Origin of the sequence: Bacillus sp. 22190 (assembly GCF_052045575.1) — a bacterium.
Taxonomy (GTDB): Bacteria; Bacillota; Bacilli; order Bacillales; family Bacillaceae; genus Bacillus; species Bacillus altitudinis.
Map to the genome: position 1 here is coordinate 40,645 of NZ_JBQEPF010000015.1, position 26,389 is coordinate 67,033.

Genomic DNA, 26,389 nt, shown 5'->3' on the forward strand with positions numbered 1-26,389 from the left:
AAAGAAGGTGAATGTACCATGACACTGGTCATTATAGGAGGCGGACCAGCAGGTTATGTGGCGGCCATAACAGCCGCCCGTTTTGGCAGGGAGGTTGTGTTAATTGATCAAGGTCAGCTGGGGGGTACCTGCCTCAATGACGGCTGTATCCCGACCAAAGCACTTTTGCAAAGCGCCGATATGTATGAGCATGTGAAATCAGCTGGACATTTTGGAATTGAGCTTCCAGAACATGAGCCCATCATCCAATGGAAGGCCGTTCAAAAACGAAAACAGTCTGTCGTCAAGCAGCTCACTGATGGTGTTCGTTACTTGATGAATAAAAACAAAATTACCGTGGTAAATGGGAAGGCTTCATTTCTATCAGCACATGAGCTATTCATAGAAAGTGAAGGAAAGTCTGAAATCATTCAAGCAAAACAAATCATTATTGCAACAGGGGCTGTGCCTGCGGCTTTACCGTTTGCACCTTTTGATGGCGAATGGATCATTCACAGCAAGGACGCCATGTCACTTTCTTCGATCCCAGATTCACTTTGTATCATTGGGGGCGGGGTGATTGGCTGTGAGTTTGCGAGCATCTTTAGCAGAATGGGATCAAAGGTTGTCATGGTTGAACGGGCAGTGCACATTTTACCAGAAGAAGATCGTGATACAGCACAATGTCTTCACGAGCAGCTCGAGGAATCGGGTGTAAATATTTTGACTTCCGCCGCAGTCAAACAGCTTGATTCCTCTTCAAGAAAAGTAGTGGTGGAGAATAATCAAGGAGAACGTTGTGACATCCAGTCGGATCTTTGCTTAGTGGCGATTGGCAGAACTCCGCAACTTGGAGAGTTGAATCTTGATCAGATTGGAATTGAATTTGATAGAAACGGAATCTACGTCAATGAACATATGCAAACCAATCTCCCGCATATTTATGCGTGCGGTGATGTGACAGGTGGTGTCCAGCTTGCTCATACTGCCTTTCATGAAGGGACGGTTGCGGCTTCCCATGCATCAGGTGAACATCTAAAGGTCAATGAACAAGTGATTCCGAGGTGCATCTACACCTCTCCAGAAATCGCGAGTGTTGGTTTAAATGAAGAGAGTGCTAGAAAACAATATGAGGAGATTCGGATAGGGACATGTGCATTTTCTGCAAATGGAAAAGCATTAATCTTAAATCAACCAGCCGGTCACGTAAAGGTCATTGTAGAGCCGCAATATCAAGAAATATTAGGCGTTTCAATCATTGGACCGAATGCAACAGAAATGATTGGACAAGCGGCGGTGATGATGCATGCAGAGTTGACCGCTGATACATTAGAGCAGTTTATTGCGGCACATCCGACACTGTCAGAGGCAATACACGAAGCCGTTCTGCAAACCATTGGAAGAGCGGTGCACTGCTGAAAAAGACTCCTTTTCTATCCAATTGACTTCTTGGGTTAGCCAATGATAATTGAAAGCGCTTTTATGTTTATCTATAATGAATAAAAAGCCCCCAGAGGAGAGGATGGAATGAATCCGACGCCTTGTTATTTAAATACGTGGAAACGTTTTGTTCGTGAAGGTTTGCTTGATCAGTCTCGTCTGAATAAGAGAGTGGCAGAATCATGGCACAGGTGTAAACAGGCAAATGTGAATCCGTATTTAGGTAAAGGACAGTCGTTGTTAGAAAAGGAACGATTCAGTGCCCAAAAAAAGAAATATTCATTATTCCTAAATGCGGCTCTTCCTTACTTAAATAAAATCAATCAGCAATTAAAAGATTCTGATATGCTGGCCTTACTCATCGATGCAGATGGTTATGTGCTAAGTCTGACAGGAAGCGAAAGAACGATGGTGGAAGCCAGAAGAATTAATTTTATGGAGGGTTCACGCTGGACTGAAACAGATGTAGGGACAAATGCGATCGGAACGGCACTCGTCATCGGAGAAGCGGTGACGATCAACGGAACGGAGCATTTTTCTATCGCCTCTCATCATTGGAGTTGTTCAGCTGCTCCAATTCGCGATGCGGACGGTACGATCATAGGGGTGATTGATATCTCCTGTATGACGGATAACAAGCACCCTTTTATGCTTGGAATGGCTTCAACGGCTGCTTATGCCATAGAGAGAGACATTCAAGTCGAGCAAAAAAGGAGAGAGATGGAACTGATCACTCATTGTCTCCAGCAGGTGGAAGCAGATGAACCGTATGTGGTCTGTAATGAAAAAAAGCAAATTGTGTCTGCCTGCAGGTCGATTAGAGATCGATTTTCAGACTGGCATGGAATGGATGTTGAGCGGCTTAAGGATCATTCATTTGTTATTCGGGGAAAGGAGATCATTCAATCAGAGCAAGATGGGAAGGTGCTAGGCATATCCCTTTCTCTTGAAGAAGTAGCGAAAAGCAGCATGACCGTTTCTTTTGCTCAATTTCCCGGGGAATCAGGAACAAGTAAGGTATTTCAACAGACGCTTAGTGAGATGAAGAGAGCGGCACAAACAGATGCTCATGTGTATATTTGGGGAGAAACAGGGACAGGGAAGGAACTCGCCGCTAGAGCCATTCACTCCGCCAGTGAAAGGCATAAAGGGCCGTTTATTGCTGTTAATTGCGGAGCCATTCCTGAAAGCCTGTTAGAAAGTGAGCTGTTTGGCTATGCTGAAGGTGCTTTTACAGGAGCAAAACGTCACGGAGCTAAAGGGAAATTTGAACAAGCCCATAAAGGAACACTCTTTCTAGATGAAATAGGCGAAATCCCATATGCGATGCAAGTAGCGCTTCTTAGGGTGATAGAAGAAAGGGCAGTCGTACCGCTCGGCGGGACACACGAAATCCCTTTGGATATTCGAATCATTACAGCGACTCACCGTAATATGAACGAACTGCTGAAGGAAGGAAAAATACGAGAAGACTTGTATTACCGTCTTCATGTCTATCCGATCAATATCCCGCCGCTTAGAGAAAGAAAAGAAGACATTCATGATTTGTATCGTTATTACCAAAAGAAGCATCACTGGAATGCAGCGTTTCCTGAATCATTTTTTCAGAAATTACAGGCGTATCATTGGCCAGGGAATATACGAGAGCTTTTTAACCTGTTTGAACATCTAAGGGTCCTCTTTCCGAAAGGTGGATGGATTGGTGAATCGCAATATGCTTCAGTATTAGAGACGATTGATCAGAAAAAACAGAAGCTGCATCCAGCGGAGCAACCCGAGACTTCAAAAAAACTCACATTCAGGGAACGCATTCAAAAGCAAACAGTGATAGACGCACTGCATAAAACAAAAGGTCATGTGTCAGAAGCAGCGAGGTTAGCAGGAGTGCCAAGAAGTACTTTTTATAAGTGGATGCGAAAGTTTCATCTGTCTTAATCTTATGAGGAAGGCTGCATCAAGGCCCTTGGTCTACGTGGAGGTCGGGGGCTTTCTGCCAAGTTAAACAAATGGCATGGAAAAAGGCTTGACTGTTATATTAGTATATGTTAAATTATAAAAGCCGTCGCAAATGGAGCAGGAATGAAACGTTTAAAAATTCTTGACACATTTTTCTGGCATAGATATAATGAAACATGTCTTATTATTCCGCAGTAGCTCAGTGGTAGAGCTATCGGCTGTTAACCGATCGGTCGTAGGTTCGAGTCCTACCTGCGGAGCCATAATGGAGAAGTACTCAAGTGGCTGAAGAGGCGCCCCTGCTAAGGGTGTAGGTCGCGCAAGCGGCGCGAGGGTTCAAATCCCTCCTTCTCCGCCATTATCATATGGCCCGTTGGTCAAGCGGTTAAGACACCGCCCTTTCACGGCGGTAACACGGGTTCGAATCCCGTACGGGTCATGTTTTCTTTTTATGTTGATTCGTTGGGCTATAGCCAAGCGGTAAGGCAACGGACTTTGACTCCGTCATGCGTTGGTTCGAATCCAGCTAGCCCAGCCATTTTTTATATATGTTTTTCTGCATAGCAGATGAGCCATTAGCTCAGTTGGTAGAGCATCTGACTTTTAATCAGAGGGTCGAAGGTTCGAGTCCTTCATGGCTCACCATTGTCACGCGGGTGTGGCGGAATTGGCAGACGCGCTAGACTTAGGATCTAGTGTCTTTATGACGTGGGGGTTCAAGTCCCTTCACCCGCATTGTTTTTAAACAGTGCACTTATGAATATATGAGCACATCATACACGCGGTCGTGGCGGAATGGCAGACGCGCTAGGTTGAGGGCCTAGTGGGTGAATAACCCGTGGAGGTTCAAGTCCTCTCGGCCGCATCTAAGAAACCAAAGGTTATAGACCTTTGGTTTTTTTGTTTTTTATAACTTTTAAATGAATTTGTCCACTTATCTTAAGTAAATGGATTTTTTTGTTTGAGTTTGATATTTTATATATTGTCGTCTAATTCTCAGCCGTAGCCTTTTTTAGAAAATAAATGACCTTATACATTCTTCTCCTTGTTCAATTAATAGAGCGATATGAGAGTGTTTAAGATAGTGAAGATTTTTGAAGTTTTTGTTTGTAGATAGTCGCAGTACACGGAAGTACACAACACAATATTAAAGATATGTTTTTAGCTTCTTTCAATTAATGAGAGGTTAACAGAGCCTTCCTTAATAATTAAGTTGAATGGTTGGTGAGTATGAAACAAATGTAATTTACAAAGACACCACGTAGAAACTTATTATGTAAATTCATTTGGCAAGTCTGTAACATGAACATCCTTTTTCTCTTTCTTGGAAAGAATGAAACAAATTGAAAAGAAAGACATTTGAAAAGATTTTAATTTTTATTAGGGGATATTGATAATAAATATTTATGATAAACTGATGTCATCAAAATTTTCTAATGGAATAATAAATCTTAACGCAGGATCAGTTGCTAGATAATGGGGGATAACATGAAACAGATAGAAGCAATTTTTTTAGATAGAGATGGAACAATTGGTGGTGATGACACTATTCATTATCCCGGAAAATTCGAACTCTTTCCTTATACAGCAATTCAAATTAATAAACTAAAAAAAGATAATGTGAAAATATTCTCTTTTACAAATCAACCTGGCATATCAAGTGGACTAGCTAAGGTAGAAGATTTTAAAGAGGAATTGAAAGGTTTTGGTTTTGATGAAGTATATATATGTCCACACGGTCATAATGACGGATGCTCTTGTAGGAAGCCCGGCATAGGAATGTTAATGGAAGCTCAACAAAAACACGATTTAACTCTCGAAAATTGTGTCGTAATCGGGGACCGTTGGAGTGATATTGTTGCAGCTGATAAAGTAGGAAGTATTAAAATTTTGGTTAGAACTGGGGCTGGTGAATATTCGCTTAGTGAACACTTTGATAAATTAAGTGGGATTAAAATAGACTATATAGCCAATGACCTTAATGATGCTATAAACTGGTTGTATAAAAATTCTTTTTTAAATAATCAAGTGTAATATTACCCTGCTAATGAGAGCTGTCAATACAAAAAAGGTGTTTCAACATGTAGCATCTTTTTTGTTTTTTTAAAACAGGTTACGAGTCCTTTCATGAACAGAGTGTTGAGGTCGTTGAAATTAAGTTAAACCAGTGGAAATGATGGTGACGGAGTTAAAACAGACCGAACTATGAAAAAATGGCAAGAAACATGAAAGCTAATCAGGAGGAAAGTCTTTAGAAATCTGTGAATGGAGAGTGAATCCAATTGCTCTATAAAAGAAATTGACTCGGATAAAAAAGTACCTCGTGACAGGTCGAAGCTGATTGCAGTTACATTGTGGTCTTGTGTTGAGAGCCTGCTGCTGAAAACTTTCTGTCAGGGTTTATCAAAGAAAACATCAGATTATGAAGAAGTAAAGGCAATAAGGACAATGTTAGAGGAGTAGACCCACTTATCAAGGCCAAAATTAAAAAACATAGCATATTATATAATGTGCTATGTTTTTTCTTGTTCCACTAATGCACCCATTACTTTAATTGCTGATGTTCATTAGGTTACTTTATTATGGAATAAAAACAAGTGTCAGTCAGCTTGCTGCCATCTGCGGATAAATCATCATTTCTTAAAGTGCCTTCAAATACAAAGCCAAGTTTTTCTGGGATAGCCCGACTTTTGAGGTTTGTTGATTCACACCTTATTTCAATCCTTCTAAATTTGACATTGTTTAATCCAAAGTCAGCTAATTTCTCCACTGCTTCTGTCATATATCCATTCCCACTAAACTTTGTATTTATCCAGTACCCAATCTCACATTTAGGAATGGTCCAGTCAATCCTCTGAAGGCTAGTTGTCCCAATGAAGTGATTGCTGTTTTTATCAAAAATAAGAAAACGGAAACTCTCCCTTTTTAAAAAATTGATATGAGCATTTCTTAAATTGATCTCTGTTTCTTCAGCAGTAGGAAGTTCATGAGCAAATGGCAGCCACGCTTTTAATTCAGAAAAGGAATCCTTTATTGCTTGGTTTACAATTTTCCCGTCTCCTGTTTGGTGTGGTGCTCGAAGAATGAGTCTTTCTGTTTCTAACTGTAAAGGAATATCTAACAATAAAGGGTTCATTTCATTTCTCCTCTCAATTTTATATTTTAGCGTGTATGGAGAGTATGTGGTTCAAACTGTTCGTTGTCAATTTATTGTAGCAAGAAACTGATCAATTCATTAGAAGAGCTTTGGAACAATTTTCAATTCTTTAAAATTTGAAGTAACATAAAGCATTTCAATGTCACACATGAATATGGGGATTTGTTATGATGAAGTGAAAGAATATAAACAGGCTGCACAATATTTTTTGTTAGAAGTTTTTTGGGGTTATCGCAACATAGTTTCCTAACAAGCAAAACAACAAAAACCTTGAGATTACTAGGGAAGCGCTAGAAAAGGGGATGCAAATACATGTCAATTTACCATAAAGTCATTGGAGAGGGATTTCCGATCGTGATATTGCATGGTTGGACACTTGACCATCAAGTGATGTTACATGCATTGGAACCGGTATTTGAAAAACAAAGCGGTTGGAAAAGAATATACATAGACTTACCGGGGATGGGACGTTCCAAGCCGCATCCATCTATTCAGAACTCAGATGATATGTTAGAAGCGGTATTGCGTCTTTTGGACGAGATGATCCCTGATGAACAGTTCATTGTTTGTGGTTATTCGTATGGAGGGTACATAGCTAGAGGTATTGTTCATTCACGCCGGGAAACCGTTCGTGGATTACTGCTTGTGGCTCCAATGACTATACCTGTATTCGATAAAAGAGTCGTGCCAGAGAAGACCGTTCTAAAAAGTGACAGTCACTTAATTTCACAACTGTCTTCAGAAGAGGCGGATGAATTTTGCTCCATGGCGGTTGTGCAAGGAAAAACGGAATGGGAGAGGTTTCGCGATGAAATTTACCTTCCTTCTAAACAAACAAATCATGAATTCATCAACAATATTCTTCAAAATGGATATGGCTTTACTTTCGATATTCCTTCTGAATTTCAGTATCCTACGCTCATGATCACAGGACGTCAAGACCATGTCGTCGGATATCACGATGCGTGGCGGCTGATCGAAGACTATCCAAGGGCCACTTTTGCAGTGCTTGATATGGCTGGTCACAACCTGCAGATTGAACAACCCGATGTGTTTCATTCATTAGTCCATAACTGGTTAAATAGACTGGAGTCGGAAAATGTGTAGTATTTATCAATAAGAGTTTACTGGAGTGAGACGGAACTAGATTATTCTTTTTACCATCAATTCACCTCTCTTATTTGAGTCACTATGTCATGTGTGATATGCTTTTAAATCAACAAATTGCAATTATTTCCGATTCATGCTATAATAAAAAGTAATTATTTTTGTTCGGCGTAAAGGATAGTATGAAGATTGACTTTTCGTCTTGAGGGTACTTTGGGCAAGGATAGTATAATACATTGTGTGGTAAACGCACGAGGAGGCAACAATCATGGAACAAGGTACAGTAAAATGGTTTAACGCAGAAAAAGGTTTTGGATTTATCGAACGTGAAGAAGGCGACGATGTATTCGTACATTTCTCAGCTATCCAAGGTGACGGATTCAAATCTTTAGACGAAGGTCAAAAAGTAACATTTGACGTAGAGCAAGGTTCTCGTGGAGCTCAAGCTGCTAACGTTCAAAAAACTGCTTAATCTTCTTTTTTCAAAACAGGTTCTCTACAGAGGGCCTGTTTTTTTTGCATGAAAAAACCCTACTCAGCGTACAAGTAGGGAGATGGTGCAAGGTATTCGTAAAAAATTTCATGCTTCAAAGGTTAGTGTATAGTATAACATACTAGATTGACAAAATGCGGAATTTCCATAAATTATTTTATTTTCTTTTTTACTCAAACGTTCTTTAACAAGAATTGAATTAGTTAAAATTTATATTGTATTTCTTAAAAAAATACTCTATATTAAATGTGTAAGCAGTTTCATAATAGGATTGTGACCGTTAAGGGCGATACCTAAATTGATACGTGTACAATAATGTTTGTTATTGTATTGGTTTCAGTTTAGGTTTTTTTATACCTTTTTTCAGCAAATCTTCATGACAATGACATATATGAAAAGGGATTGTGACTGTTCGGCAGGCGAAACCTGAATTGATGTGAGTTAATTGCATTGCGATGCAATTAACCGGCCTCAATTCAGGTTTTTTTATTTCAACATAGAAAGATAACATGTTTATTGTTTTGAAGGGGGGAACTCGTAAAAAAGTTTGGTTTAAACTATTTTTCTGGAGGCGATGAAAGTGGATAAAGTGACGTTAGCAAAAGATATTTTAAAATTGGTGGGTGGCAGTGAGAATGTTCAAGGTGTCACTCATTGTGCAACAAGGCTGCGCTTTAGGGTGAGCCAAAGTGATAAAGTGAAAAAAGGTGAACTGGAGCAACATCCAGACATTTTAAAGGTAGTTGAAAGTAGCGGGCAATTGCAAGTGGTCATTGGAAGTCATGTATCTGATGTCTATCAAGAAATTGAACGTCAAGGGCAATTTAATGATGACCATTCCGTCGGGAAATCAGAGCAAAAACAAACCATTTTATCAAAAGTGTTTGCTTTAATCTCAGGAAGTTTAACGCCATTAATTCCTGCTTTTGCAGGGGCAGGTTTGATGAAAGCACTGTTAATCGTTTTAGAAAATCTTCATATATTAACGCCAGAAAGTGGTACGTACGCCGTTCTTGCGGCAGCTGGTAATGCAGTATTTTATTTCTTACCCATTTTATTAGGAGTCACGATTGCTAGAGTATTAGGTGCAAACCCATATGTAGCAGGTGCTATTGGTGCAGCACTGCTAGAGCCTAACTTCACTGCTCTGCGTGAGGCAGGAAACGTTGTCTCCTTTATAGGAATCCCAGTTCCTTTATTAGATTACGCATCATCAATATTTCCTATATTTATTGCCGTCAGTCTATTTGCATTCATTGAAAGAAATTTAAAGAAAGTCATTCACAAAAATATTCAAATATTTGCTGTTCCGTTTTTATCTATCTTGATCACTGTACCTTTAACAACCATGCTCGTTGGACCATTTGGTGTTTATTTAGGGACATGGTTAGGCGACTTGGTCAATTATTTGATCAATAGCAGTCATATTGTATCGGGTATTATCATTGGAGGGTCTTGGTCTTTCTTAGTTTTGTTTGGACTGCACTGGGCAATGGTGCCTATCATTTTAGAAAATCTTAAAAGTGGATCTGATTTAATTGTGCCATTGGCAGCAGCATCTGTTGCAGCACAAATGGGGATTGCTTTAGGGGTCTTCTTGAAAACAAAAGACAAAGATATGAAAGCCTTAAGTGGTTCGACATTTCTATCAGCCATTTTATCTGGAATTACGGAACCCATTTTATATGGGATTATCCTTCGACATAGAAAAACAATGATCTATATGGTTGTAGCAGGAGCCATTGGAGGAGCGCTGATTGCGATCTTTAACGTAAAATTAGTTGTCTTTAATTTCTTCCTTAACGTATTTACGTTCCCGGCTCAAAGTCCGATGATTCTCTATATCCTAGGTATTGTGATAACGATTGTTATTGCAGCAGTTCTTCCCATCATATTTGGATATGAATTGAAGCATCAACAGAAAAAAGAAGACAACGCTACGAATAAAGAGCTTGAAACAAACGAGTCAATCATGAGCCCTCTCTCTGGACAAGTGAAAGCACTTCAACAAGTGGGTGATGTTGTTTTTTCTTCAGAAGCGATGGGGAAAGGAATTGCGATAGAACCGAGCCAAGGGGAAGTCGTTGCCCCGGTAGATGGCGTCATATCGGTTACAATGGAAAGTGGACATGCAGTTGGCATGATTTCTAAAAAGGGAGCCGAAATATTAATCCATGTAGGAATAGATACGGTGAAACTGGATGGAAAGTATTTCACTTGTTTGGTGAATCAAGGGGATGATGTGAAACAAGGCCAGCCTCTCATCAAATTTGAATTAGATAAAATCATTGAAGCTGGTTTTCAGACGACAACACCAATTGTCATCACAAATTCCGACCAATATGAGCACATAGATGCGGTTGTTCCAGTTGAAGAGCAAATTCAAAAGAACGAAGATTTACTGAATCTAAAGAAAAAATCTTAATATGAACACCAGGTATTCTTTACCTGGTGTTTGTCTCTAAATATCAGGAAAAGGAGTGTGCTTCCGTGAGGTTAATTATCAATGCAGATGACTTTGGTTTAACAGAGTCAGTGAGTAAAGGCATTTTGAAAGGGATGCAAGAAGGGATCATTACAGATACCACGATGTTGACGAATACAAGACATTTTGATCGATCTATAGAATTAGCAAAAGAAGCAGGAATTGAAGCAATGGGAGTCCACTTAAACCTTACATTATTGAAACCTATACTTGAAAGTGGGAAGGTTCAGTCGATTGTAGATGGCAAAGGGAATTTCTATCGAAAGCCATCATTGATTCCAAGTACGTTTCATAAAGGAGAAGTCCGTGCAGAGCTCAGAGCCCAAATCGAAAAGTTCCTTTCTTCGGGATTAACACTGACACATATTGACACACATCATGGTTTTAGTGTTATGCATGCAGAGATGTTTCAGATCATCCTTGAATTGGCGAAAGAATATCGTGTTCCTATGAGGAAAGATGATGTTTTAACGGATGATCCTTTCATTCAATCTCAATTAGCCGAATCGGGTGTGAAAACGACAGATGTATTATGCGCAGATTTCTCAGTTCCCACCATGCAGGAATCTGTCCTCCTCGATACGATAGCAAAATATAAACAGACAAACGCAACGATTGAAATACCGTGCCATCCTGGATTTGTTGATGATGAGTTGCGAACAATTTCTTCATTAAATGATGAGCGAGAAGAGGATCTCCAGTTATTGTTAAAGCAGGAGTGGTTAGGTTACATGAAAGAACAAGGCATCGAACTGATCTCATTTAGTCAGCTTTAACATGTTAAAATGATAAAAGTATTTTTTTAATAAAGTATGATAGATTAAAATGAGAACGTTACATTTTCTCTGGATTTTCTTCTTTAGGATTGTAGGAAAGTGGGTGATCTAAATGAAAATCAAAAAAATCTTTAATAACAATGTCATCTTATTAAGTGATGAGATGGATCATGAAATGATTGTGATGGGGAAAGGGATCGGTTTTAATAAGCATAACAGTGAAGAGGTAGACTTTTCGAAAGTGGATAAAAAGTTTGTCATTGACAAAGGTCAAACCAACAAGCTGACTGAACTCATTGAACATATTAACATCGAATATTTAGAACTAACAAAAGACATGATTGAATATGCTGAAAATAAATTAGCCGTAAGTTTCAACCAAAATATTTACCTAACCTTGACGGACCATATTAGTTTTGCCATAACACGATATCAAGAAGGCATCGATATCAGAAACCCGCTTTTATGGGAAATTCAAAAATTCCATAAAGAGGAATATCATGTGGCTTTAGAGGCACTAAAAATCGTTGAAGAGAGGCTTCAAATTGCACTGCCAACTGAAGAAGCTGCGTCCATTGCGCTTCATTTTGTAAATGCTCAACAGAGCGGGAGTGATATGAAGCAAACCATTGAAGTGACCAAGATTGTGAATGATCTAATCAATATTGTGAAATACCACTATGGCATTAAACTAGACGAAAATTCAATAAATTATAGTAGGTTTATGACACATTTAAGATATTTTGCCTATCGAATTCTCTCTAAAGAGGGTATACCGGATGAAAATGATTCGCTTTTTGAACAAATAAAAAATCGTTATCCAAAAGCATATAGCTGTGCACAAAAAATGGTCACATACCTAGAGAAAAATGATAGGATCACTCCTACCGATGAAGAGCTTGTCTATTTAATCATTCATATACATCGAGTAACCAATAGGAGTACAAATCGTTCATAATATGCTTTTTCGCAAAATATAAACTGATCTTTTGAGCTACTATTCATATAGTAGCCTTTTTTATTTTGATTGAAACAACAAAAGACCAGCCAAACAGGCTAGTCTTTGAACATGATTTTTTGATCATAATGTTGAAATATCAATCACAAACCGATAACGCACATCACTATTGAGCACACGTTCATATGCTTCATCGACTTGTTTTGCGTTGATCACTTCAATTTGTGGTGCGATCTTGTGGGCAGCTGCGAAATCGAGCATTTCTTGTGTTTCTTGGATGCCGCCAACGAGTGAGCCGGCGATGCTGCGACGCCCCGTAATTAATGAAAACACATGGAAGTTGTCTGGCTTTGGTGGTGCACCGACGTTCACTAATGTTCCGTCAACACGAAGTAAGGACAAATAGGCATCCACGTTGATATTGGCAGAGACGGTATTGAGAATGAGATCATATTGACCGGCTAGTGTCTTAAACGTATCAGGGTCACTTGTAGCAAAATAGTCTTTTGCACCAAATGACAGGGCCTCTTCTTTTTTATTCAAAGAGCGGCTTAATACAGTCACTTCTGAGCCAAGTGCGCGTGCAAATTGAATGGCGACATGACCTAGACCCCCCATTCCGACAATCGCCACTTTTTTGCCAGGCCCAGCCTTCCAGTGTTTTAACGGAGAATACGTTGTGATGCCGGCACAGAGAAGAGGGCTGGCGACATCGAGGGAGAGCTGGTCAGGAATATTGACAACAAATCGTTCTGTCACAACAATTTTCTGACTGTAGCCGCCGTAAGTTGGTTCTCCATCATAATCCAGGTTATTATAAGTTTGAACGACTCCTTTCTTGCAATATTGTTCATCTCCATTTTGGCAATATTCACATGTACCGCAAGAATCGACAAAACAACCGACGCCTACACGATCACCAATTTTGAATTTCGTGACAGCATCCCCTACAGCTGAAACAACTCCAGTAATCTCATGACCCGGAACCATTGGGAAAATACCGCCGCCCCATTCATCAAAGGCACTGTGGATATCTGAATGACAGATCCCGCTAAACTGAATATCAATTAAAATATCATGTGGACGAAGTGCTCTTCGTTCAATGGTTGTCCGTTCAAAGTTTGCTTTTGCATGGGAAACACTTAAAACGTTTGATTGGTGCGTCTGACACATTCTTGATCATCCTTTCAAAAGTAAGATTCGGTCCTTCCTCTATACTGTACGTCTTAAAGTGAACTTTAAGTCAACATAGAACCCTCTGATCACCTCAATTCAGGCTTTAGCATCAACCTTGAATCAAGATTTGAGCCAAAAGTATCTTGTCTTCTCGATTAAAATGGAGATGATGGGAAAAGGGAGATCGTCAAGTAAGAGAAAGAAGAGAAGGGTGAAAACAATGAAAATAGCACAAGCCGCCAAGCAACTCGATTTATCTACTGCTACGCTCAGGTATTATGAGAATATAGGTTTAATTAGACCGATCAGGCGTGATGAAAATGGTGTTCGAGATTATACAGAAGAAGATATTCAATGGATAGAATTTATTAAATGTATGAGAAATGCGGGTCTGTCAATTGATGCTCTTAGAGAATATACGGCTTTATTTATCGAGGGAGAGGATCGTACATTGTCCTCAAGGAAGCGTATTTTGGTCAATGAGAGAGAAAGACTCGTAGACAAACAAAAGGAAATCGAAGAAACGATTAAACGGTTAGATTACAAGATTGAAAGTTATGAAGATATTATCCACAGTTATGAACAAAAACTAGTTCATCAATTAAAAACGAGCTCTATTTAAATGAAGAAAAACCTGTGATTTGTCACAGGTTTTGTGATGTGGTTATCTTTTTGTGTAACGCACCCAATTGTAATGAGCGTAAAGTGGAGTAACACCGTTGTAGGAGCCGAGCCATTCATCGACACCTGCACCATTCCATAAGTTCATCATAATCTTTCCAGGTGTTTGAGGGATTTGAGTAGTAGCCGTATGTTTTAATTGACCGTCCACATACCATTTAATCGAGTTAGGCTGCCAGTCGAACGCATATGTGTGATAAGAGTTTGCTGCATCAAAACCAAGGTTGACGATTTTTTCATGATTTCCGACACCATTGGTATAATAGTTAAACTGAACCTTTGTCGTATCTTTTCCTAGAAATTCGATGTCGATTTCATCCCAAGGCGTACCATCAGTCGGTCCCGTATAAGTAAAGAACGAAGACACGATCCCAACATTTTTGGCTGGTTTCATGTTGACTTCATAAAGTCCATAGCCATATGTTTGAACGGAGCGGTTTTCTCCACAGTCAAACTTATTATACGAAGGACTAGTGAGCGATAATCGCATTTCCCCTAACGACGTCATGGAGACATTGTTTGCGCGCCACGTACAGTTAAACATATTTCCATTCGAGTACCCATCAGCTTTTTGCCATAACCCGGTATTGTAATTGTTAAAGGGTTCATAGAATGATCCACCAGTTTGTGCCGAGGCACCAGCTGTAAATGTGGACAAGCTCAAGCATAACCCAGCGACAAGCAGCATCAGCATCCGTTTTACACGATAAGACATATAAGCATTCTCCTCTCCTTTTTGAAAGCGCTTTCTTTATTGATCATACATGATTCTTGTAAAATGGAAAATCGGTCTAATTTCTGATATTAAGCAGTTGAGTTTGATAGAATCTTCTCTTATTTCATGGGAATTGAGGTATCAATAGAAAAGGATCAAAAACGCCAGTAGTAATGATCGGGTTTTTCATCCTTTACATATGTTTTCACTTTTTCATCCCAAAATATTGATCTCATGCTGTTTGCTATCTTTCTGTAACTGCGATATCTAATAAACAGTCCACAAGCTCTTTTTTTCTAGAATAGAAAGGGAAATGATCGGCATCAAGGGTATAGATGCGCTCAAAAGGTTTAGTGGCATACATTTGTCTTTGCAAGTCAATCGGAATGGAGCGATCATTTGTTGTTTCAATATAGACACTGGGCACTCTTCCAAATCTTTCATTGGTTAATGAAACTTGATCTTCAAAAGGCTGAACAGGCTGTGGACGTATCTTCTTTTTAAACAATTGCAGATCTTCCTCCGAACTTTCGTTGAGCATATCCTCCGCAATGAATTCTTCCATTAATGTGATGGTCTGATTCTTTTCATCAAACGTTGCTTTAGGACCGCCTGATGCGATATCACTAATAGCTTGTCCATTTTCCGGAACAAATGCACAGACATATACTAGTTTTTTGATCTTGTCTGGAATGTTCTCAGCTACTTGTGAGATCACCATCCCGCTCATACTGTGTCCAACTAAAATGACGGGTTCGTCTATTTTTTCAATCGTTGTGACGACTTTGTTTACATAGCTCTCTAATGATACATCCTGTGGAGGCGTGGCGTCTTCGCCACTGCCAGGTAAATCAATTGCTATCACTGTATGACCTTTCTGTTGAAGAGAAGGTTTTATTTGGTCCCAGCACCAGCTTCCTTGGAATGCACCATGAACGAATAGGAATGTATTCAATCCAATCACCTCTATCACTTTTTGTAACCATTATAGTTACAACAGGTGGATCAGTCAAATGATAGTAAAAAATCGCAAAAAAGAATGATTGACAAAGCGGACAGTTGTCCGTAAGATAATACCGGGACAATTGTCCTAAATGAAACCTAAAGAGCCTTGATTCAAAACATACAAATAGATGCGATGTGGATGAAGCTAGAGAAGGTGAGGTAGCATGGAAAAGGATATTGGAAAGGAAATTGAAGAGGTCGCTTTCTCTTTGTTTCAAGAGTTTGGTGTAGAGAATGTCAGTATGCATAAAATTGCTAAAACAGCTGGTGTTGGTCAAGGAACCCTTTACCGCCGCTATGCAAATAAAAGTGATTTGTGTCTCTCTATTCTTGGTGAGAGATTTGAACAGCTGATCCCTGCTTTGCATCTTTACTTAAATAAAATCAGTGATCAGCCGGTTCAAGATCGTTTGCAATATGTTCTCGAGGAGATCCATCTCATCGTTGGTCATCACTTAGACTGGATCCGGATGCTGACGATCTCTGGAAATTTAGAGCAGACAAGTAAAGTATATGATTGTCATTACAGTCAATCACTCAAACAAATCATTCGTGATTTGCTCGAGGAAGCGAAAGTAAAAGGAGAAGCGAACATACAAGACATTGAGTTGACGACATTATGTATGTCCTCTCCAATGACGCCTGAACTCATGTTTTATATTCATGAATCCGGCTACTCAATTGAAAAAATTGCACAATTCGCTGCGGAAAGACAGGTTTTGTCTGTCTTTTCCTAGACATTGAAGTGGCTCATTTCTGTCCAGCCTAACTACTTATGGTTTATCAAAATTGAAAAAGAAAAGGAGCCAACTTAATATGAACAAACAGCAAACAGCAGCTTCCGACATTCGAACGCTGCCCATTATTATTTCATTTATCACAGCTGGATTTATTGGACTGTTTAGTGAAACGGCACTCAACATGGCGCTGAGAAGTTTAACATTAGATTTTGGTATTGAAGCAACGACTGCTCAGTGGCTTACAACCGGCTATTTATTAACACTAGGGATTCTTGTTCCAATTTCAGGCCTCATTCTTCAATGGTTTACAACAAGACAGCTTTTCATCACCTCACTGGTCTTTTCGATCATCGGTACATTTATTGCGGCCGTTGCACCTGTCTTCAGTATTTTAATGGTGGCACGTGTGGTGCAGGCAGTAGGAACAGCCTTGCTTCTTCCATTGATGTTTAATACGATTTTGGTCATCATTCCACCTCATAAAAGAGGTAGATCAATGGGGATTATCGGTCTTGTCATTATGTTTGCCCCAGCAGTGGGTCCAACGGTCTCTGGTCTCATTCTTAAATCGTTAACGTGGCATTGGATTTTTTGGATTTCGCTTCCGTTATTGGTTGCTGCACTCGTATTTGGGTATATTTTTATGCAAAATATTACGGAACCCACAAGACCGAAAATCGATATTTTATCGATTGTGCTATCAACCATCGGTTTCGGTGGAATTGTGTATGGCTTTAGCAGTGCTGGTGAAGGCGGCGGCTGGAGCAGTATGCATGTGATTGTGGCGATTGTTGTAGGTGTCATTGGCATTCTTGTGTTCTCCCTAAGACAGTTAAACATGAAAGAACCGATGTTGAATTTAAGCCCATTTAAATATCCAATGTTTGTGATCGGGTTACTTCTGATTTTAGTGTGTATGATGGTGATGCTGTCTGCTATGATGATTTTGCCATTATATCTGCAAACGTCCTTGGCACTGTCTACATTTACAGCCGGTTTAATGCTATTGCCAGGTGGAATTATCAATGGACTGCTATCGCCAATCATGGGTGGGCTTTTTGATAAATTTGGGCCGAAATGGCTTGTCATCCCAGGTCTTGTCATCGTTGCAGCGACCATGTTTGGCTTCACGAACTTAAGTGTGAATACGTCAATCGGTTATATCGTGACGCTTCATATTACGTTAATGGTTGGGATTGCGATGATCATGATGCCTGCCCAAACAAACGGTTTGAATCAGCTGCCGCCAGAGCTATATCCGCACGGTACAGCGATTATGAATACATTGCAGCAAGTGTCAGGAGCGATTGGGACTGCGGTTGGTATCTCGATCCTTTCATCAGGAACTCGCAGTTTTATGCAAAATGTGGCTGATCCCGCAAATCCAGTCAATCGGCTGCTCGCCTTTACAAATGGCGTCCAGCATGCATTTATCTTTGCTGTCATTATGACAGTGATTGGCTTGGTGATTGCTTTCTTTATTAAACGAGTGAAAGTCGAACAACAAGTATCATAATATATGAAAAGCACTGAGGACTTGGCGCCGCAGTGCTTTTTTTATTTATTCATAGGGGTGAATGTTTGTTTCAAAGGAGCTGAAAATGGGGAGATAGATAAAAAGCAACGACTCTCTGACGACATTGAAGGAAAAGGCGAAATTCGTAACGAATGGATAGAGATAAAAGAATAAGATAGGAGCTGAGATCATGAACTTAGACGAACAAATCAAAATGGCTGAGTCATTACGTCAACCAGCTGAAGATTCATTAGCTGGTCAATCAGAACTAAAGCCAGTCCACCCTCCTGAAGTGAACAAAATGGAATATGATATCCCAACGGGTGCTGGTGAAACAAAGGTGTGGGTATTTAAACCTGTGAAAACATTGAAACAACCCCTACCTGTTTTCGTGAATTTGCATGGGGGCGGTTTTATCCTTGGAAGTGCTGAAATGGATAATCATTGGTGTCCGGTCATAGCAGATCGTGCGGAGTGTATCGTCGTCAATGTGGAGTATCAGCTGGCACCGGAGCACCCTTTCCCGGCCGCTCTTCATGAATGCTACGATGTGATGAAATGGTTATATGAACATCCTGAAGAACTACAAATAGACCCAAATCGATTAGCCATTGGTGGACATAGTGCAGGTGGGAATTTGGCAACAGCGGTTTGTTTGCTTGATATCCAAAAAGGGAACAAACTTCCGATTGTCTATCAAGTGCTTGACTATCCCCCACTTGATTTAGCTACTGATCCAGCACAAAAGCCAGCGTTTGAAGAAGCAATTCCAGTTGAAATGGCGAGACTGTTTAATGCCTTCTACCTGCAAGGTCAAGATCCGCACAATCCGCTTGTTTCTCCGGTCTTTGCAGAGAGAGAAGTGTTAGCACAAATGCCCCCAGCTCTTGTTATCACAGCTGAGAAGGATTCACTAGCTGAAGAAGCTGAGCATTATGCGGACAAGTTAAAAGAAGCAGGGGTAGATGTCACATACAAACAATTTAAAGGAGTCCCTCATGCGTTCACTCATGCCGGAGACTTAGAGATAGCTGAAGAGGCTTGGCATCTGATGAGCGATCAGCTTAAGAAGGCGTTTGAATAAGAAATATTCGGATATCAGTAAAAAGCACAGACTTTTTTTCTGTGCTTTTTTTGTGTTCTTGCTGACGTCTTGAAAAGAAGTGTAGATACAACAATCGCAGTAGTCGATATAATAGTAAGATAGAAGACATCTAAAAAGGAGCTAATAGAATGAAAAAAGAGACACTACAGGCATTTTGTCTTTCTTTACAAGGAGCAACCCACGACTATCAACCTGAGTGGCAGGCAGATCGTTATCATATAGGTGGAAAGATGTTTGCCATGATGGGGGGAGACGTCGATCGCAAGCCAGTCATCACTTTAAAATGTGATCCGCAACGTGCTGAAGAATTAAGAGAAATGCATGAAGGAATTATTCCCGGCTATTACATGAATAAGACGCATTGGAATTCTATTTATCTTGATGCAGATATTCCATCTTCATTTGTCGAAGAGCTAATTGAACATTCCTATCAACTGGTTTTTCACAAATTAACAAAAAAAGCTCAGCAGGCTATCCTCCAACATGATTCAAAAGAAACTAAAAGCTGAACGTTCAGTTGTTCATGTCTCTTTGAATCTCTTCAAAATTGACTAGAGTCACATGCTCTCGCTATACTTTAAACAGCTGGAAGATACGAATAGGGGGATATACAATGGGCTATACAGTCATTACAGGAGCAAGTTCAGGTATTGGATATGAAACGGCTTTGGCCTTTGCAGCAAGAGGAAAAAATCTGATCTTAGCTGCACGCCGGCTTGATAAACTCCAAGAACTGAAAGAAAAGATTCTAGAAACATATCCCGATATTCAAGTGAAAGTCCAGTCTGTTGATTTAACAGACAGAGAGCAAGTGTATTCTTTCTATGAGTCATTAGCTGGTGATGAGCTGGATACGTTCATTAATAATGCTGGGTTTGGCCATTTTGGTTCAATAGGAGAGCAGGATGTGAAAAAAATTGGGGACATGCTTCATCTCAATATTGAAGCGTTAACAATTTTATCCACTCTGTTTGTCCGTGATTATGAGCAAAAAGAGGGGACGCAGCTAATCAATATCTCTTCAAGAGCGGGTTATACCGTCGTCGGCAATGCTGTCACTTATTCAGCCACGAAATTTTATGTGAGCGCCTTTACAGAAGGTCTGGCCCTAGAATTGAAAGAAAAAGGAGCCAAATTACAGGCAAAAGTATTAGCGCCTGCTGCGACAGAATCAGAATTTGCAAAGCGTTCATTAGATGTCGATCAATTCGAATATGAAGGCACTATTAAGAAATATCACACATCAAAAGAAATGGCAGCGTGCTTGCTTGAGCTTTACGACAGTTCAAAAACAGTTGGTATCGTTGATGGGAAGACATTTGATTTTGAATTGAAGGACCCCATCTTTTCACACGCTGGCACAAGCATGAAATAAAAAGTTCCAATCAATGAGATAGATTCTCTTAGCGATCAGCAGGTCACCGAGCCGAAAGAGGTCTTGGATAATGTGGAGCACTGTCAACACATACTAGAATAGATAAAAACACCTACACATTAGGTGTTTTTTTATGCATTCTTTGATGAATGAAAGAATCGCAGGTCCAGTAGATGAGACTGCTGACAATTATGATCGGAAGGGATGTTGAGCTCTCAATTCCATCCATAACAAAAAGCATGACAATCATTGCTATCAGTAAGTAAGCCGCTAAATAAAGAGGATGAAAAGCCTTGGGCTGTAAAGAAAACAACAACTGTAAAGGTACCGCAAAGATGAAATAATAAACAAAAAAGATAGGAGTGTAAAGCATCATAAACGCAGGCTCGCCCTGAATCGGTGGATATAAACATACGAACAAGCTGAGTAAAATGGAACTGAAGAATAGTGTGAGTAGGATTTTGTAAAATGGTTGAACGGAACGCACTGTATGTACTCCTTTTTTGTAAGATTTCCTACATTTTATCATAAATGGGTTGAGAACAACTTCTGAATTCAATTTAGGTATTACGGTATAAATAAATTTTGATAATAGTGCCCTTTTTCCTTTATTTGGTTCTGTGACTTTCACCTCATGCTGATGAATGAAGGAATGGTATAAAGTAAACCCTATAGACAGATAATTATTCATCACATTTAAGAAAAGAGATGATCTTATGAACGTAACAAAATGGTTTGGTGCTGCCCTTCTTTCTGTTTCACTATTGGTGACCGCAGCTTGTGCGAACGATAGCACTCAAGAGAATAATCAAAGTAATCAAGAAAGCACAACCAGTGAAACAAAAGAAAAAAACACGGCTGTTGAGACAGGGAACAAGTCTTTATCCAATATTAAGGTGCTGGCAACAGGCGGAACGATTGCCGGTAGTTCAGACAGTAATACAGATACGACTGGATATAAATCTGGTGCACTTGGAATCGATAAAGTCATTGCTTCCGTACCACAGCTGAAGGATATTGCAAATGTCACGGGTGAGCAAGTAGCGAACGTCGGCAGTGAAAATGTGGATAACGCTCTGCTTTTAAAATTAGCGAAACGAGTCAATCAGCTTTTAAATGATGATCAAGTGGATGGCATTGTGGTGACACATGGTACAGATACATTAGAAGAAACGGCCTATTTTTTACATTTGGTTGTAAAAAGTAATAAGCCAGTGGTGGTCGTGGGTTCCATGAGGCCAGCATCTGCCATTAGTGCGGATGGCCCGCTTAACCTGTATCATGCAGTGAAAATTGCTTCGACAAAAGAAGCCAAAGGCAAAGGTGTAATGGTGACATTAAATGACCGAATTGCCTCTGCTCGTTTTATTACGAAGACAAATACCACCACAACCGATTCGTTCAAGTCTCTTGAGCAAGGGTACATTGGAGAAGTGGCGGGTGAAGTTGTCTCTTTCTATAACGAACCGACAAGAAAACATACAGCTGACAGTGAATTCGATATTTCAAAGCTAAAAGAGCTGCCGCAAGTGGATATCTTATACGGCTATCAAAATGATCAAAAGTATGTGTATGATGCTGCCGTTAAAGCAGGAGCGAAGGGCATTGTCGTTGCCGCCGCAGGAAATGGAACGATGTCAACAGAAGCGATCAATGGGGCAACAGATGCTGTAAAAAAAGACGTGGTGATTGTGAGGTCAAGTCGTGCAGGAAATGGCATTGTCACACATGAAAAAATGGATGATGAACATCATTTTGTCTCATCGGATTCATTAAATCCACAAAAAGCACGCATTCTACTCATGCTGGCTCTGACGAAAACAAAAGATCCAGATAAAATTCAATCCTATTACGAGCAGTATTAAAAAGAAAAAGACCCGACGTATCATTGGGTCTTTTTTTATATGTGTACCTGATCTTCAGCCCGTTTTTTTAAAGAGAGTAAAATGTCTCTCCAAACATCATCTATATCAGTAAGAAAATGTCCTGCTTGCTCGATATAGTGCGTTTTGGCGTTTGGAATGTTGGGAGCAATGCTTTCTATCTCTGCAAAAGGGGCCATCTGATCCTCTTTTCCATGCCAGACATCCACAGGGATTTGTATATCTTTCATATCGAATGCCCATGACCGTGAGAGTAAATCTGGTTCATGAATACATTCATCAACCGATTGACGAGTAGCTTCGTATAAATGCCGCATCATCAGCTCCAGTTGCTCATCGGTTTGAAGAAATTGCCGATCCGATGGATGTAAATGTTTGTTCCCTTTTTTCGTTAGTTTCTTGAATTTCTCTGGTTTCTTTTCAATTAGTTTTTTCTGAGCGCGATAACTTGCCTTTAAGAGCCAAGGCATTCTTTTACTGAGGAAAAAGGCAATCTTGTTCTCCTTTAGCATACTTTTAGGCGGTTTACCCTCCTGAAATGGGGTGGTACTTGAGACGAGAGCAGCTGAAAGAATGCGGTCTGGCAATTGATAGGCACAACCAGCAGCGAATGCCCCGCCTCCAGAGACACCAATCACTGAAAAATGGGAGATATCAAGATGATCGGCCACTTCCTGTACGTCTTGTGCCCAGTCTAAAATAGTGCGGTTCGGTTGTGGATCAGATAAACCAAAACCAGGTCTGTCTAAAGAAATGAGACGAATGCCAAGCTCTTTTGAGATTGGATCATCATCTAAAAACATCACTCTCGATCCAGGTGTCCCATGAAAAAAGAATACTGGGAATCCTTCAAGATCACCGTATTGAGACAAACCAATATGACGTCCATCTTGCAAATGAATCCTGTCCATTTGATCATCCCTTTCATCGTTCATCTAATTTACATATTCATGCATGAAACGCCGAGTTAAGGCGTTTCTTTCGCAATTTGATAGATTTTTTCGTAAAGCGATAATAATGTTTTTAGATCTTCTTTTGAAAGCTGGGCATAGTATTTTTGAATAAGATGCAGCTGAATTTTTTCAATATCTTTATGATAGTCATGGCCCTTTTGAGCAAAATCAACAATGATTTCTCTACGGTTATGTGGGTTAATCTCTCTTTTCACATATCCAAGCTGTTCAAGCTTTGATATGAGCTGGCTAGCGGCACTAGATGAAATGGAGAAATAATCAGCTAGTTCATTGATTGTTCTCGTCTTCGACCGTAGCAATTCAAGTGTCAGTTCTTGCTTGCTTGTTAAATCTGCATACTCATTTTTTAAGAATCGTTGATACTCTTCTACATAGATAGAACCTAGTGCATTTGAGTACTCAATGATTTTTTTGCTGTAATGAATGATATCCTCATCCAATGACATCACCTCTTTTCTCCTATATTATATGCGATCTTAATATTTAAGTGAAGTTAAATGTTAAGAAAAATTAAATAAAAAGAGAATAGACTTGATGAGAAAATGACCTCTATCTCCACTTTTTCATCAACAATGGACAAAGAATACTTCCTGTCATCCCTAAGCATTCATAAAACATAGTTGGTTTGATTTTAAACAGGTAATAGACCAAGGTGGCAATGAACAGGTCATAAAAGAAAAACAAGTATACGTCCTTTTTGGTGATGGCAAAAATGATCGTTTTGTTTGTTTTCACTTAGATTCACTCCTTTGGAAGTCGAGGACTTTTTCATTGTATTATGGGCAATCTCCATTTATAATTAAAAAATAAACCAACTGGTCGGTTTTATTTGTCCGTGTGAAGAAAAGCAAGGTAGAAGGGATTGTTCATAGATGACAAGTACACAAAGCGGGGCTGGAAAAAGTGAAAAGACGAAGCAGAAAATTGTCACCGCTTCACGTGATTTATTTGCGAAAAAAGGATATTCCGAAACATCCGTGCGAGATATTTTAGAGGCGGCTGAGATTAGTAAAGGCAACCTTTATCATCATTTTAAAGGAAAAGAGTTTTTGTTCCTTCATATTATGGAAGAGGATCATCGATTCATGATGGAGACGTGGCATGAAGAGAAACAAGCGCTGCACCGGGCCATTGATAAGCTTGCAGGGTTTGCAGAGCTACTTAGTCAAATGGGGATTAACTATCCTTTAATGAGAGCAAGTGAAGAATTTTGTGCCAGTGCATTTACATCAGATGAAGTCATGGAGCGGCTGAACAAGATTGATGTAGACTTTGATGATGTGATGAGAGACATCCTGCTTGAAGGAAACGAAGATGGCAGCTGGTCGATTCAGCATGTTGAATCAAAAGTGAAAATATTACTTTCTGTATTCTATGGATTAGACGTGTTATATAAAAATGACACGATGCAGCAGAAAAAGGAATTACAAAAAGAGGCGATCTCATTGTTTATTCACGGAATCAACCATCATGAGTAACAAGTGAGTCAGTAAAGGGGAAACAAACATCATGCAAAAACCGATTCGTGAGCAAAAAGCCGTACTTGTTATTTTATTAAGTAATATATTTATTGCGTTTTTAGGTATCGGTCTGATTATACCTGTCATGCCGCTCTTTATGAATGTCATGCATTTAACGGGCAGTACGATGGGATATCTTGTGGCGGCGTTTGCCGTTGCACAGCTTATCGCATCACCTATTGCGGGAAGATGGGTAGACCGATACGGAAGAAAGATCATGATTGTGTCAGGTCTTTTTCTATTTGCGTTATCAGAACTCGTTTTTGGCTTAGGAACACACGTATATGTTCTGTATTTTGCAAGGGTTCTTGGCGGCATTAGTGCAGCATTTATCATGCCGGCTGTCACCGCTTATGTCGCCGATATCACGACTGTTCAAGAAAGATCCAAGGCAATGGGGTATGTATCCGCTGCTATTAGTACCGGATTTATCATCGGCCCGGGAATTGGCGGATTTATTGCAGAATATGGCGTTCGCCTGCCGTTTTTCTTTGCAGCAGGGATTGCATTTATTGCTGTGATTTCATCTATGTTTATGCTGAAGGAACCATTAACAAAAGAAGAGCGAGAGAAACAAATGGATCAAGTGAAAGAATCGACCTTCTTTAAAGACTTGAAAAAATCGATTCATCCAAGCTATCTCATCGCTTTCATCATTGTCTTTGTGCTGGCGTTTGGACTATCTGCATATGAAACGGTCTTTAGCTTGTTTACAAATCACAAGTTTGGATTTGGTCCGAAGGATATTGCGATTATCATTACCGTCAGTTCAATTGTAGCCGTCATCATCCAAGTCCTCGTGTTTGGTAAAATGGTGAATGCGCTTGGGGAGAAACGAGTTATTCAACTATGCTTGATTGTTGGAGCAGTTCTCGCTTTTGTTTCCACAGTCGTGTCAGGCTTTATGGTTGTGCTGATCGTGACGTGTGTGATTTTCCTTGCGTTCGATTTATTGCGCCCTGCACTCACGACCTTCTTATCAAAAATCGCTGGCAATCAGCAAGGATTTGTCGCAGGGATGAACTCTACCTACACAAGTCTTGGTACGATTTTTGGCCCGGCACTTGGCGGCATTTTATTCGATCAAAATATTCATTTCCCATTCCTATTTGCAGGTGTTGTCTTATTTCTTGGATTGGGCTTAACCCTTATTTGGAAGGGGAAGGCGACAGAAGAGGCATCAGCAGAATAATAGAAAAGAGACCTTTCAAATAAGGTCTCTTCAGCGTGTAGACAAACCCTCGCATTCGTTGTCAGTCCTGCGTGCTGGTGCTCACGAATGTCAAATTCGCTCCGCGCCAGTACTCGTCCTTCCTAGGGCTGCAAAGGTTTTCTATCACGCTGAAAA

At 39.9% G+C, this 26,389-nt stretch carries 24 protein-coding genes, 7 tRNA genes and 1 pseudogene; 25 read left to right on the forward strand and 7 right to left on the reverse strand.

Features of this window, described 5'->3' with window-relative positions:
* Positions 1-18 precede the first annotated feature (18 nt).
* The 11 genes and pseudogenes from lpdA to ACTJKA_RS16615 form a co-directional block, all read left to right on the forward strand.
* Positions 19-1,398 (forward strand): dihydrolipoyl dehydrogenase, encoded by a 1,380-nt coding sequence (lpdA, locus tag ACTJKA_RS16565; RefSeq protein WP_171465027.1) that lies wholly within the window; start codon positions 19-21, stop codon positions 1,396-1,398.
* A gap of 108 nt (positions 1,399-1,506) precedes the next feature.
* The gene (locus ACTJKA_RS16570) at positions 1,507-3,354 is read left to right on the forward strand and encodes a sigma-54-dependent Fis family transcriptional regulator (protein ID WP_322536246.1); all 1,848 of its coding nucleotides are present in this window, start codon (positions 1,507-1,509) and stop codon (positions 3,352-3,354) included.
* Positions 3,355-3,563: 209 nt separating this feature from the next.
* Positions 3,564-3,638, forward strand: a tRNA-Asn gene (locus ACTJKA_RS16575).
* Positions 3,639-3,642: 4 nt separating this feature from the next.
* Positions 3,643-3,733, forward strand: a tRNA-Ser gene (locus tag ACTJKA_RS16580).
* Positions 3,734-3,742: 9 nt separating this feature from the next.
* Positions 3,743-3,814 (forward strand) — tRNA-Glu (locus ACTJKA_RS16585).
* Between the two features lie 24 nt (positions 3,815-3,838).
* Positions 3,839-3,913: transfer RNA gene (locus tag ACTJKA_RS16590), tRNA-Gln, on the forward strand.
* 31 nt (positions 3,914-3,944) lie between these two features.
* Positions 3,945-4,020 (forward strand) — tRNA-Lys (locus ACTJKA_RS16595).
* A gap of 7 nt (positions 4,021-4,027) precedes the next feature.
* Positions 4,028-4,110: transfer RNA gene (locus tag ACTJKA_RS16600), tRNA-Leu, on the forward strand.
* Between the two features lie 46 nt (positions 4,111-4,156).
* Positions 4,157-4,240: transfer RNA gene (locus tag ACTJKA_RS16605), tRNA-Leu, on the forward strand.
* 623 nt (positions 4,241-4,863) lie between these two features.
* Positions 4,864-5,409 (forward strand): HAD-IIIA family hydrolase, encoded by a 546-nt coding sequence (locus tag ACTJKA_RS16610; protein ID WP_050826989.1) that lies wholly within the window; start codon positions 4,864-4,866, stop codon positions 5,407-5,409.
* A 273-nt stretch (positions 5,410-5,682) separates the two neighbouring features.
* Positions 5,683-5,754, forward strand: a pseudogene (locus ACTJKA_RS16615) (hypothetical protein); the annotation flags it as partial.
* Between the two features lie 193 nt (positions 5,755-5,947).
* Here ACTJKA_RS16615 and ACTJKA_RS16620 read toward each other — a convergent pair.
* Entirely contained in the window at positions 5,948-6,511 is a 564-nt protein-coding gene (locus tag ACTJKA_RS16620; protein WP_050826991.1) for a GNAT family N-acetyltransferase, read from the reverse strand.
* Positions 6,512-6,844: 333 nt separating this feature from the next.
* On the opposite strand from ACTJKA_RS16620, the gene ACTJKA_RS16625 reads away from it, so the two are divergent.
* The 5 genes from ACTJKA_RS16625 (at position 6,845) to licT (ending at position 12,351) form a co-directional block, all read left to right on the forward strand.
* A complete protein-coding gene (locus ACTJKA_RS16625) occupies positions 6,845-7,639 on the forward strand; it encodes an alpha/beta fold hydrolase (protein ID WP_035390362.1) in 795 nt (264 codons plus the stop codon).
* Positions 7,640-7,907: 268 nt separating this feature from the next.
* Entirely contained in the window at positions 7,908-8,111 is a 204-nt protein-coding gene (locus tag ACTJKA_RS16630; RefSeq protein ID WP_003214229.1) for a cold-shock protein, read from the forward strand.
* 601 nt (positions 8,112-8,712) lie between these two features.
* A complete protein-coding gene (locus ACTJKA_RS16635) occupies positions 8,713-10,557 on the forward strand; it encodes a beta-glucoside-specific PTS transporter subunit IIABC (protein ID WP_035390358.1) in 1,845 nt (614 codons plus the stop codon).
* Positions 10,558-10,622: 65 nt separating this feature from the next.
* Entirely contained in the window at positions 10,623-11,393 is a 771-nt protein-coding gene (locus tag ACTJKA_RS16640; protein ID WP_108611735.1) for a carbohydrate deacetylase, read from the forward strand.
* A 112-nt stretch (positions 11,394-11,505) separates the two neighbouring features.
* Positions 11,506-12,351, forward strand: coding sequence for a BglG family transcription antiterminator LicT (gene licT, locus ACTJKA_RS16645; RefSeq protein ID WP_017358459.1), 846 nt, complete (start codon positions 11,506-11,508; stop codon positions 12,349-12,351).
* 123 nt (positions 12,352-12,474) lie between these two features.
* On the opposite strand, the gene ACTJKA_RS16650 is transcribed toward licT, so the two are convergent.
* Positions 12,475-13,524: an NAD(P)-dependent alcohol dehydrogenase gene (locus ACTJKA_RS16650; protein ID WP_440607851.1), complete on the reverse strand. Its 1,050-nt coding sequence runs from the start codon at positions 13,522-13,524 to the stop codon at positions 12,475-12,477.
* Positions 13,525-13,747: 223 nt separating this feature from the next.
* On the opposite strand from ACTJKA_RS16650, the gene ACTJKA_RS16655 reads away from it, so the two are divergent.
* Complete coding sequence (locus ACTJKA_RS16655; RefSeq protein ID WP_017366673.1) at positions 13,748-14,149, forward strand: MerR family transcriptional regulator; 402 nt, start codon at positions 13,748-13,750, stop codon at positions 14,147-14,149.
* A 42-nt stretch (positions 14,150-14,191) separates the two neighbouring features.
* On the opposite strand, the gene bglS is transcribed toward ACTJKA_RS16655, so the two are convergent.
* Entirely contained in the window at positions 14,192-14,923 is a 732-nt protein-coding gene (gene bglS, locus ACTJKA_RS16660) for a beta-glucanase (protein ID WP_017366674.1), read from the reverse strand.
* A gap of 244 nt (positions 14,924-15,167) precedes the next feature.
* Positions 15,168-15,878 (reverse strand): alpha/beta fold hydrolase, encoded by a 711-nt coding sequence (locus ACTJKA_RS16665; protein WP_108611733.1) that lies wholly within the window; start codon positions 15,876-15,878, stop codon positions 15,168-15,170.
* 214 nt (positions 15,879-16,092) lie between these two features.
* Here ACTJKA_RS16665 and ACTJKA_RS16670 point away from each other — a divergent pair, with 214 nt between their 5' ends.
* The 6 genes from ACTJKA_RS16670 to ACTJKA_RS16695 all read left to right on the forward strand — a co-directional run bounded on the left by ACTJKA_RS16670 (position 16,093) and on the right by ACTJKA_RS16695 (position 22,529).
* Positions 16,093-16,665 (forward strand): TetR/AcrR family transcriptional regulator, encoded by a 573-nt coding sequence (locus ACTJKA_RS16670; RefSeq protein ID WP_057078413.1) that lies wholly within the window; start codon positions 16,093-16,095, stop codon positions 16,663-16,665.
* A gap of 79 nt (positions 16,666-16,744) precedes the next feature.
* A complete protein-coding gene (locus ACTJKA_RS16675; protein WP_108611732.1) occupies positions 16,745-18,184 on the forward strand; it encodes a DHA2 family efflux MFS transporter permease subunit in 1,440 nt (479 codons plus the stop codon).
* 190 nt (positions 18,185-18,374) lie between these two features.
* Positions 18,375-19,268 (forward strand): alpha/beta hydrolase, encoded by an 894-nt coding sequence (locus ACTJKA_RS16680; protein ID WP_025206804.1) that lies wholly within the window; start codon positions 18,375-18,377, stop codon positions 19,266-19,268.
* Positions 19,269-19,417: 149 nt separating this feature from the next.
* The gene (locus ACTJKA_RS16685) at positions 19,418-19,798 is read left to right on the forward strand and encodes an MmcQ/YjbR family DNA-binding protein (RefSeq protein ID WP_025206805.1); all 381 of its coding nucleotides are present in this window, start codon (positions 19,418-19,420) and stop codon (positions 19,796-19,798) included.
* Between the two features lie 104 nt (positions 19,799-19,902).
* The gene (locus ACTJKA_RS16690; protein WP_041507603.1) at positions 19,903-20,664 is read left to right on the forward strand and encodes an SDR family NAD(P)-dependent oxidoreductase; all 762 of its coding nucleotides are present in this window, start codon (positions 19,903-19,905) and stop codon (positions 20,662-20,664) included.
* A gap of 716 nt (positions 20,665-21,380) precedes the next feature.
* A complete protein-coding gene (locus tag ACTJKA_RS16695; protein ID WP_060780805.1) occupies positions 21,381-22,529 on the forward strand; it encodes a type II asparaginase in 1,149 nt (382 codons plus the stop codon).
* 35 nt (positions 22,530-22,564) lie between these two features.
* On the opposite strand, the gene ACTJKA_RS16700 is transcribed toward ACTJKA_RS16695, so the two are convergent.
* The 3 genes from ACTJKA_RS16700 to ACTJKA_RS16710 form a co-directional block, all read right to left on the reverse strand.
* Complete coding sequence (locus ACTJKA_RS16700) at positions 22,565-23,458, reverse strand: alpha/beta fold hydrolase (protein WP_039956346.1); 894 nt, start codon at positions 23,456-23,458, stop codon at positions 22,565-22,567.
* A 56-nt stretch (positions 23,459-23,514) separates the two neighbouring features.
* Positions 23,515-23,967 (reverse strand): MarR family winged helix-turn-helix transcriptional regulator, encoded by a 453-nt coding sequence (locus tag ACTJKA_RS16705; protein ID WP_007496431.1) that lies wholly within the window; start codon positions 23,965-23,967, stop codon positions 23,515-23,517.
* 103 nt (positions 23,968-24,070) lie between these two features.
* Positions 24,071-24,256 (reverse strand): hypothetical protein, encoded by a 186-nt coding sequence (locus ACTJKA_RS16710; protein WP_008346727.1) that lies wholly within the window; start codon positions 24,254-24,256, stop codon positions 24,071-24,073.
* Positions 24,257-24,393: 137 nt separating this feature from the next.
* Between ACTJKA_RS16710 and ACTJKA_RS16715 the strand changes: the two genes are divergently transcribed.
* A complete protein-coding gene (locus ACTJKA_RS16715; RefSeq protein ID WP_046527100.1) occupies positions 24,394-24,999 on the forward strand; it encodes a TetR/AcrR family transcriptional regulator in 606 nt (201 codons plus the stop codon).
* A 31-nt stretch (positions 25,000-25,030) separates the two neighbouring features.
* Entirely contained in the window at positions 25,031-26,233 is a 1,203-nt protein-coding gene (locus ACTJKA_RS16720) for an MFS transporter (protein ID WP_050826998.1), read from the forward strand.
* The last annotated feature ends 156 nt before the right edge of the window (positions 26,234-26,389 follow it).